This is a genomic window from Rhizobacter sp., from assembly GCF_035702065.1.
Lineage (GTDB): Bacteria > Pseudomonadota > Gammaproteobacteria > Burkholderiales > Burkholderiaceae_C > Rhizobacter.
Genome location: NZ_DASSRA010000171.1, coordinates 1 through 8855, shown reverse-complemented (window position 1 = coordinate 8855; position 8855 = coordinate 1). Strand labels below are relative to the sequence as shown.

The following is an 8855-nucleotide window of genomic DNA, read 5'->3' as shown; positions in this document are numbered from 1 at the left end:
ATGGCGACACATCAGTGCGTCAGCCAGACCCCCGGCCGCTCACCAGCCACACGACGCACCACGCCACGCGCCACACCACTCGCACTACTGCGCCGTCCATCCCCCATCCACCGGCAGCGTGATGCCGTTGATGTTGTGCGCCCACGGCTGGCACAGCATGGTCGCCACCTCGCCGATTTCCGACGGCGCGGACATGCGGTGGCTGGGCTGCTTCTCGCGCAGCAAGTCCTTGATGCCGGCGGTGCGGTCGCCGCCATGCGCCTGGGCGCGCGCCGTGATCTGCGGCTGGATCAGTGCGGTCTCGGTCCAGCCGGGGGCGATGCAGTTGGCCGTCACGCCACCGGTCTGGCTCGACCCGGCGGCGGCGCATTCGAGCGCGGCCACGCGCGTCAGCCCGACCAGCCCGAACTTGGCGGCCACGTACGGGCCCTTCTGGGCCGAGGCCACCATGCCGTGCACCGAGGCGATGTTGACGATGCGGCCGTAGCCGCGCGCCAGCATGCCGGGCAGGGCCAGGCGCATGGTGTGGAAGGCGGCCGACAGGTTGATGGCGAGGATGGCGTCCCAGCGTTCCGGCGGCATGTCGACCAGGAGCGCGGTGTGCTGGATGCCCGCGTTGTTGACCACGATGTCGAGGCCGCCCTGCCAGGCCAGCGCCTCGGCCATCAGGGCGTCGATCTCTTCGGGGCGGCCCAGGTCGCGCCGCAGGTAGGTCGCGTTGGGTGCGCCGGCTGCGCGCACGCGGGCCAGCGCCTCCTGCACCTGTTCGGGAGCGGCCACGTCGTGCAGCACGATGCGGGCGCCGTCTTGAGCGAGCCGGGTGGCAATGGCCAGGCCGATGCCTTGCGCCGAGCCGGTGACGAGGGCCGTGCGGCCGTGGAGAGAAGCAGTGCTCATGGGGTGCTGTCGAGTCGGTGAATGGATGGATGGAGGAGTCAGCGCAACAGTCCGGTCGCCAGCCGGGCGCGCAGTTCGGTCTTGAGCACCTTGCCGTAGTGGTTCTTGGGCAGGGCGTCGACGAGGTGGTATTCCTTGGGGCGCTTGAAGCGGGCGATGTGATCGCGGCACACCGCATCGAGCATCAGCGGCTCCAGCTCGGCGCCGGGGCTGGCGACGACGAAGGCCACCACCACCTCGCCCCAATCGCTGTCGGGCCGGCCGATGACCGACACCTCGGCCACGCCGGGGTGGTGCAGCAGCGCCTCTTCCACTTCGCGCGGGTAGATGTTGGAGCCGCCGCTGATGATCACGTCCTTGGAGCGGTCGCGCAGCGTGAGGAAGCCGTCGGCGTCGAGGCTGCCCATGTCGCCGGTGAAGAGCCAGCCGTCGCGCAAGGTCTTGGCGGTGGCTGCTTCGTCGCGCCAGTAGCCGGCCATCACGCTGTCGCCGCGCACCAGGATCTCGCCGGTCTCGCCGCAGGGCAGCTCCTTGCCTTGCGCGTCGGTCACGCGCACCTCGACCGCCGATTGCGCCACGCCCACCGAGCCCAGGCGCGCAAGGTGGCGCGGGTGCTGCGTGTCCGCCAGCTGTTGGCGCGACAGCGCGGTGATGGTCATCGGGCTTTCGCCCTGGCCATAGATCTGCACGAAGCGCGGGCCCATCACGCGCAGCGCGCGCTGGATGTCTTCCACGTACATCGGGCCGCCGCCGTAGACGATGGTCTTCAGGCCTCGGCCGTCTTCACCGCTGGCCACCGCCTGGTCGACCAGGCGGCGCACGATGGTCGGTGCGGCCAACATCGAGACGCTGCCGAAGTGGCGCCCGAGCGCGAGCACCTCGGCCGCGTCGAAGCCGCCCGAGCGCGGCACCACGTGGCGCGCGCCGGCGAGCACGTGGGGCACGCAGTAGAGGCCGGCGCCGTGCGACATCGGCGCGGCGTAGAGTGCGGCGTCGTCGGGGTGCACGGTGTCGACGTCGCTGAAGTAGCACAGCGACATCGTCAGCAGGTTGCGGTGGGTGATCATCACGCCCTTGGGCCGGCCGGTGGTGCCCGAGGTGTAGAAGAGCCAGGCCAGGTCGTCGCCGCGGCGCTCCACCGGCGCGGCCAGCGGCTCGGCCTGCAGCAAGGCCTCGTACGCCGGCTGCTCGACGAACACCAGCTCGCGCAGCGCGGCCTCCGGGGCGTCGAGCGCAGCGAGTGCAGGCCCGATGTCGGCGGTGGTGAAGGCGAGCGCCGCCTGGCTGTGCGCCAGGATGTAGTCGGCCTCGCGCGGGTGCAGCTTGGGGTTGATCGGCACCACCACCAGCCCGGCCCACCAGCAGCCGAAGAAGATCTCCAGCACCGCGGGGTGGTTGCTCATGAAGATGCCCACGCGGTCGCCGGGCTGCAGGCGGTGCTGCTCGGTGAGCGAACGCGCCAGCCGGCTCGCGCGCTGCGCGAAGCCGGCGTAGTCGAAGAGCAGCTCGGTGCCGAGGTAGACGGCGGGGTGGCTGCCCGCGGTGCGCGCGCTGCGCAGCAGCAGATGGGCCAGGTTCATGGCCTGGCCCCGGGGGATGACGGTTCAAACGACAACATGTGCGGACTCCTGAACCTGCGAGGTTAAGAGTCACGCTGCGCCCGCGGCAAGGCGCGCAACTACATCAGGGTTAGCCCTGGGTCTTGCCTCGCCGCAGCAAGGCGTGCAGCGCGATCGCACCGAAGGTGGCGGTGCCGATGCCGCCCAGCGCCCAGCCGCCGAACTTGAGCGTGAAGTCGCCGGTGCCGAGGATCAGCGTGATGGCGGCCACGATGAGGTTGGTGTTGTCGGAGAAGTCGACGCGGTTGTCGACCCAGATCTTGGCGCCGGCCACGGCGATGAGGCCGAACACCACGATGCTCACGCCGCCCATCACCGCCAGCGGGATGGTCTGGATCAGCGCGCCGAACTTGGGGCTGAAGCCGAGCACGATGGCGATCACCGCGGCCACCACGAACATCGCCGTCGAGTAGATCTTGCTGGCGGCCATCACGCCGATGTTCTCGGCGTAGGTGGTGACGCCGGTGCCGCCAGTGGCGCCGCTCACCACGGTGGCGATGCCGTCACCGATGAAGGCGCGGCCCATGTAGGGGTTGAGGTCGCGCCCGGTCATCGCGCCCACCGCCTTCAGGTGGCCCAGGTTCTCGGCCACCAGGATCAGAGCGACGGGTGCGATCAGCAGCATGGCGCTGCCGTCGAACACCGGCGCGGTGAAGCGCGGCAGGCCGAACAGCGGCGCGTTCATCACGGCCGTGAAGTCGATCGGCTTGCCCAGGCCCATGCCGTTGGTGAGCACGCCGTAGACGATGCTGGCGGCGATCAGGCCGACCAGGATCAAGAGGCGCTGCACCATGCCGCGCGTGTACACCGCGACCAGCGCGACGCTGAGGAAGGTCACCGCCTGCATCCAGGCGTCGAAGCCGGTGGGCGCCATGTTCTTGATCGGCACGCTGGCGAGGTTGAGGCCGATCACGGCCACCACCGCACCGGTGACCACCGGCGGCATCAGGCGCTCGATCCAGCTCACCGCGGCGCCCTGCTCGATCTCTTCCACCTCCAGCCCGGCGATGCTGCTGGAGCGGAAGCTGCGCACGTTGGTGTAGTGCACCACCACGCCGATCAGCGTGTAGAGCACGCCGCAGGCGATGATGCCGCCGAGTGCCACGCCGAGGTTGGTGTTGGGCCCCTGCCCGCCGTAGCCGCTGGCGGCGATCACCACGCCGATGAAGGCGAAGCTCGAGCCGAGGTAGCTCGGCACCTGGCCGCCCACGACGAAGAAGAAGATCAGCGTGCCCACGCCGCTCATCAGGATGGCCACGTTGGGGTCGAAGCCCATCAGCAGCGGCGCCAGCACGGTGGCACCGAACATCGCGATCACGTGCTGCACGCCCATCGCGAAGGTCTGCGGCCAGGGCAGGCGCTCGTCGGGCGCGACGACCATGCCGGGCACGGGGCGCTTGACGCGCCATTCGGGGAATAGGCTCACAACTCGCTCCTCTCGTTTTGATGACGCGAGGCAGTGTAGGAGCCGGCCATGGGCTCGTCATGCGGGATGACGAGCAAAGTAAGGAGTGGTGAGCAGCGGGCCGGGCCGAGCGCCGGGCCGCTCCCAAGCCGGCCCGGATCCCCTTGGGGGATCGGCCGATGTACTCATCGGACGAGGGGCACACGTGACCAGAAAAAAGAAGGGAAGCGGGACAGAGGCCGGGAGCTCGCTCTCATCCACCCCGGTGTGCCCGCTTCCCTGTGGACGTCACATGCGTCTGGAAACCGGTCGGTACAACAACAAGAACAATCAGCGGCCGTTGCGGGTCGAGAGGCCCGGCGGGAACAACGACAGCTGCGAAGGCATGCGGCTGGGCTGCAGTACCTTGAAAGAACGGTCGGCGGGCAGCGTGGCCCAGCCGGAGTCGCGGGCCGGCGCAGACGGCGTGAGCCGTTCGACGCGGGGCACCGCCTTGGGCATGACAGGCGCGTTCATGGCAGCGCGGCGTCAGTGGCCGACCAGCCAGCGGCTGGGGGCGAATTCGGAAGGACGCACGGCCAGGGCCTGGGCGGCCGGCGGGGCCAGCACGCTGGCGGCACGGCTGAGCCAGCTCGTCAGGTTGCCTTGGCGCGGCGAGGCCGGTTGGGCCAGGCGCAGCATCGAGGAGGCGCCGCCGCGGCAGCTGGGGCTCGCCGGTCGCACGCGGCGCTGGGCGGTGGAAGCTTGGGAACCAGAGCGATGGAACAACGGCATGGCACGACGTCCTTGTGTGATGTCTCCCGCTCGAGTGGCTGGTGGCCGGTGTGGCGGGTTGGTGCGTGCCATTTCGCAGCTTCTGTGCCAGTGCGTGCAGGCCCCTGCGAACGGGCCCACAGACAAAAAACGCCGCCTTTTCGGTGTTCGGACGGTCGTTTTATGACCGGCCCGTAAGTGCGGAGTTACATCTCTGACCGGTTTGGTCGCTCGCCCTCGTCCAGCAGGTGGCGGGCGACGGCGGCGGCCACGTTCGCGTCGGCCAGCATGCGCCGGTGGCCCAGGCCGCGGGTGGTGACGAGTTGCGCTGCAGCAATCGCCTGGGCCAGGCGCTGGCCGACCACGGGGGGCGAGATGCGGTCGTCCTCGTCGCGCACGACGAGCGTCGGCAGCGCGAGCCGCGGCCCCAGCCAAGCCGGCTCGAAGCGCCCGAGCGGCACGCCTTCCACGCGCTCGATCGCCGTGCCCATGCGCTGGGAGATGCCCTCGCCCAGGCCCAGGCTGCGCCCGAACCAGCCAAGAAACTGCGCCGGCGGTGGCGAAGGCGCGAGCAAGGCCAGGCGTTGCACCGGCAGGCCGTTGGCCGTGGCGTGGGCCGCTGCCACCGCGCCCAGCGAATGCGCCACCACCGCATGCAGCGGCCCGAGCCGCGACGAGGCGGCCCACAGCGCGCGCGAGAACTGCGGCAGCGTGGCGCGCCAGCCGGGGCTGCGGCCGTGGGCCGGGAAGTCGAGCAGCACCGGGTTGAGCCCGGCCTGCGCCACCGCGTCGGCCAGGGTCAGCATCTGCATCGCGTCGCCGGCCCAGCCGTGGGCCAGCAGCACCGTGGGGCGGGTGGCGGCGTCGACGCCCTCGCGCCGGTACACCGCGAGCGTGCCCTGCTCGAACGGCCAGTGCTCCACGCGCCAGGGCGCCGGCACGGCCCGCCGGCGCGCGGCCAGCCTGAGTGGCAGCGGGGTGAAGAACAGGCGCAGGGCGACGCGCGTGGCCACGGCCGGCGCCACGCGTTGCGACAGGCGCAGTGCGAGGCCCAGGCCGCGTGCCAGGCCGCCGGCGAAGAAGGCGTTGGCCGGGTTGGCCGCGGGGGTGGGGCTGCTCATCACAGGTCCAGCCACTGGAAGTCGGCGTTGCTGCGCGGGATGGTGGACCACAGCGAGGCGACGAACCAGACGGCGGGGGCGAGCACGCCCACACCGAGCGCGAGAAGCAGAGCGATCAGCATGTGAATCTCCTTGTGTCGCACGATCGTGCGAAGTAGGGCCAAAGAATGCGTCGATCAGGGCTCATGGCGGTGACTAACGCGGGGAGGGAACGGGTTGCAGCGAGCCGACCAGCCGCTCGTAGGCGGCCCAGGTGCGGTCGGCGGCGCGCGGGTCGCGCAGGAAGCGGGCCTCGCGCATCAGGGCGACGAACAGGCCGTCGAGCTCGAACACCACCTGGTCGGCATCGGTGTCGTCGCGCAGGTGGCCGGCCTCGATGGCCTGCAGCACGGTGCGCCGCAGGGCCGAGCGCCAGCGCTGCACGTGCGTCAGCAGCAACTCGCGCAGCGGGCCCTCGCGGTCGTCGAACTCGAAGGAGCCGGCGCAGTAGAGGCAGCCGCTGCGGATCTCGACGTCGCGCGCGCGCTGCAGCCACAGCCGCATGATGGCGTTGAGCCGCGGCAGGCCGCGCGGCTCCTGCATGGCGGGGGTGAAGACGTCTTGCAGGAAGCGGCGGCCGTATTCCTCGATGACGGCGGCCTGCAGCGCCTCGCGAGAGCCGATGCGCGAGAACACGCCGCTCTTCGACAGGCCCAGGCGCTTGGCCACCTCGCCGATGGTCAGGCTGTCCAGCCCGTCGGCGGCGGCCATGGCCAGCGAGGCGTCGAGGATGGCGGCGAGGGTGAGTTCGCTGCGTTCGGTCTTGGTCTCCATGGCGCACAGTGTCGCACGATCGTGCGAAGTGTCAAGCCAATGCCGGCAGCAGGGGTTTGGGCTTGGCGTGACGCAACGCACGTGGCTGCATGGCCGTTGCGTGGTGTCGCCATTGGTTGGCGCGGGGTGTCGTGGTACACCTGCCGACACACTGGCGCGAGGGAGGAACAGTGCTTCGCAAGGCTCTGGTTCGCGGGCGCATCCGCTGGCTGGTGATCGCGCCCTTTCTGGTGGTCGTGGCGATGCTCGCCGGCCTGGTGGTGGCCAGTGCAGACATCCTCTCGGCCGCGCGCGCCTACGTGGGCGGCGAAAGCCTGTGGTCCAAGGGCCAGAAAGACGCCGTCTACCAGCTCGGCCGCTACCTCGCCTCGCGCGACCCGCTCGACTACCTGCGCTTCCAGAACGCGCTGGTGGTGCCGCTGGGCGACCGCCAGGCCCGCCTGGCGTTGGAGCGCCGCCCGCCCGACATCAATGCGGCGCGCCAGGGTTTCCTCGAAGGCGGCAACCACCCGGACGACCTCGACGGCATGGTCCAGCTCTTCCTGCGCTTTCGCCACGTCGAGTTCATGGCCAACGCCATCGCCATCTGGGCCGAGGCCGATGGCCAGCTCGCCCAGTTGGCCGAACTGGGCCAGGCGATCCACCGGCGCATCGAGTCCGGCGAGCCGGCGCACTCACCCGAGCTGCAGGCGCTGGTGGGCCGCCTGCCGGCGGTGAACGAACGCCTCACGGTGCTGGAGCAGCGCTTCTCGGCCACGCTGGGCCAGGCTTCGCGCACGGCGCGTCACCTCGTGCTGGCGATCACGCTGGTGCTGGCCGCCGCCCTGACCGCCGGCGGCGTGTTCCTCACGGCCCACATGCTGCGCCAGCAGGCGCGCATCGAGATGGCCCTGCACGAGAGCAACGATCGCTGGGCGCTGGCTGCGGGTGCGGCCGGCATCGGCCTCTTCGACTGGAACCTGCGCAGCGGCAACGTCACCCTCGACGCGCGCGCCGCCGCGTTCTACGGCCTCAAGCCCGAGAGCACCGAGGTCGACGCCGCGCTGCTCACGCGCGACACGGTGCACCCCGAAGACGCCGCCCGCGTGCGCGCCGCGATGAGCCAGTCGATCGCCCACCCGGCGCCGGTGACCATGCGCTACCGCATCGTCACGCCCGACGGCACCGTGCGCCAGCTCGAAGCCATTGCCACCGTGCGCAGCACCGAAGCCGACGCCGGCATGCACATGGTGGGCATCCTGCGCGACGTGAGCGACGCGATGCGCGCCGCCCAGCTGCGGCTCGAGAAAGAGGCGGCCGAGCGCGCCTACCGGGCCAAGGGCGAGTTCCTCTCGCGCGTGAGCCACGAGCTGCGCACGCCGCTCAATGCCGTGCTGGGCTTCACCGAGCTGATGCAGAGCGACCCGGCCGAGCCGCTCACGCGCACCCAGCAGCAGCGCACCCAGCACGTGCTCGACGCGGGGCGCAGCCTGCTGGCCTTGATCAACGACATCCTCGACCTCGGCAGCGTCGACGACAGCACCGTGCCGATCGACACCCAGCCGGTGATGCTGGCGCCGGTGCTGCAGGCGAGCCTGAACCAGATCGAGCCGATGGCGCATGCGCAACAGATCACCCTCGGCGCCGACCTGCCGGCCCACGACGTGTGCGTTCAGGCCGAGCCACGCCGGCTGGGCCAGGTGTTCGTCAACCTGCTCTCCAACGCCATCAAGTACAACCGCAGCGGCGGCGAGGTGCAGGTCTCGTGCGCGCGCGAGGGCGACGCCGTGCTCATCACCGTGCGCGACACCGGCAAGGGGTTGAGCGCCGCGCAGATCGAGCAGATGTTCCAGCCCTTCAACCGCCTGGGGGCCGAGTTCTCCAAGGTGCAGGGCAGTGGCCTCGGGCTGGTGATCACCCAGCAGCTGGTCAAGCGCATGGGCGGCAGCCTGTCGGTGCACAGCACCGAGGGGGTGGGCACCCGGATGGTCGTGAAGCTGCGCGCGACCCCGGCGGTATGACGCGCAGCTGTCATCCCGGCGAACGCCGGGATCCATGCGTGCCTTGTGCACTGCGTTGCGGTGGGCCCCGGCGTTAGCCGGGGTGACGCGCCGTCAGGCCAGCGCCGGCTGGTACCCGCGCGGAATTGCCCCAAGCAGCCGCCGCGTGTACTCCTGCTGTGGCGCATCGAGGATCTGCTCGACGCTGGCCTGCTCGACCACCTCGCCGTCCTTCATCACCAGCACCTCGTCGGCCATGAAGCGCACC

9 protein-coding genes are annotated in these 8855 nt (G+C 70.6%); 1 reads left to right on the top strand and 8 read right to left on the bottom strand.

Translation table 11 applies throughout. The features are described from left to right. Window positions 1–84 precede the first annotated feature (84 nt). The 8 genes from VFL64_RS08245 to VFL64_RS08210 form a co-directional block, all read right to left on the bottom strand. A complete protein-coding gene (locus VFL64_RS08245; RefSeq protein WP_489539894.1) occupies window positions 85–897 on the bottom strand; it encodes a 3-hydroxybutyrate dehydrogenase in 813 nt (270 codons plus the stop codon). A 38-nt stretch (window positions 898–935) separates the two neighbouring features. Continuing rightward, on the bottom strand, window positions 936–2477 hold the full coding sequence (locus VFL64_RS08240; RefSeq protein WP_489539893.1) for a class I adenylate-forming enzyme family protein: 1542 nt from the start codon (window positions 2475–2477) through the stop codon (window positions 936–938). Window positions 2478–2586: 109 nt separating this feature from the next. Next, a complete protein-coding gene (locus VFL64_RS08235) occupies window positions 2587–3897 on the bottom strand; it encodes a solute carrier family 23 protein (protein WP_489539895.1) in 1311 nt (436 codons plus the stop codon). 354 nt (window positions 3898–4251) lie between these two features. After that, the gene (locus tag VFL64_RS08230; RefSeq protein WP_489539892.1) at window positions 4252–4437 is read right to left on the bottom strand and encodes a hypothetical protein; all 186 of its coding nucleotides are present in this window, start codon (window positions 4435–4437) and stop codon (window positions 4252–4254) included. Between the two features lie 12 nt (window positions 4438–4449). Next, complete coding sequence (locus tag VFL64_RS08225; protein ID WP_489539891.1) at window positions 4450–4695, bottom strand: hypothetical protein; 246 nt, start codon at window positions 4693–4695, stop codon at window positions 4450–4452. Window positions 4696–4880: 185 nt separating this feature from the next. Then, window positions 4881–5795: an alpha/beta hydrolase gene (locus tag VFL64_RS08220; protein ID WP_489539890.1), complete on the bottom strand. Its 915-nt coding sequence runs from the start codon at window positions 5793–5795 to the stop codon at window positions 4881–4883. Further along, entirely contained in the window at window positions 5795–5917 is a 123-nt protein-coding gene (locus tag VFL64_RS08215; protein ID WP_489539889.1) for a hypothetical protein, read from the bottom strand. Before VFL64_RS08215 ends, VFL64_RS08220 begins: the two co-directional genes overlap by 1 nt. Window positions 5918–5990: 73 nt before the next feature. Further along, complete coding sequence (locus VFL64_RS08210; protein ID WP_489539888.1) at window positions 5991–6608, bottom strand: TetR/AcrR family transcriptional regulator; 618 nt, start codon at window positions 6606–6608, stop codon at window positions 5991–5993. 170 nt (window positions 6609–6778) lie between these two features. Here VFL64_RS08210 and VFL64_RS08205 point away from each other — a divergent pair, with 170 nt between their 5' ends. Then, window positions 6779–8608, top strand: coding sequence for a sensor histidine kinase (locus VFL64_RS08205; protein ID WP_489539887.1), 1830 nt, complete (start codon window positions 6779–6781; stop codon window positions 8606–8608). Window positions 8609–8855: the final 247 nt, after the last annotated feature.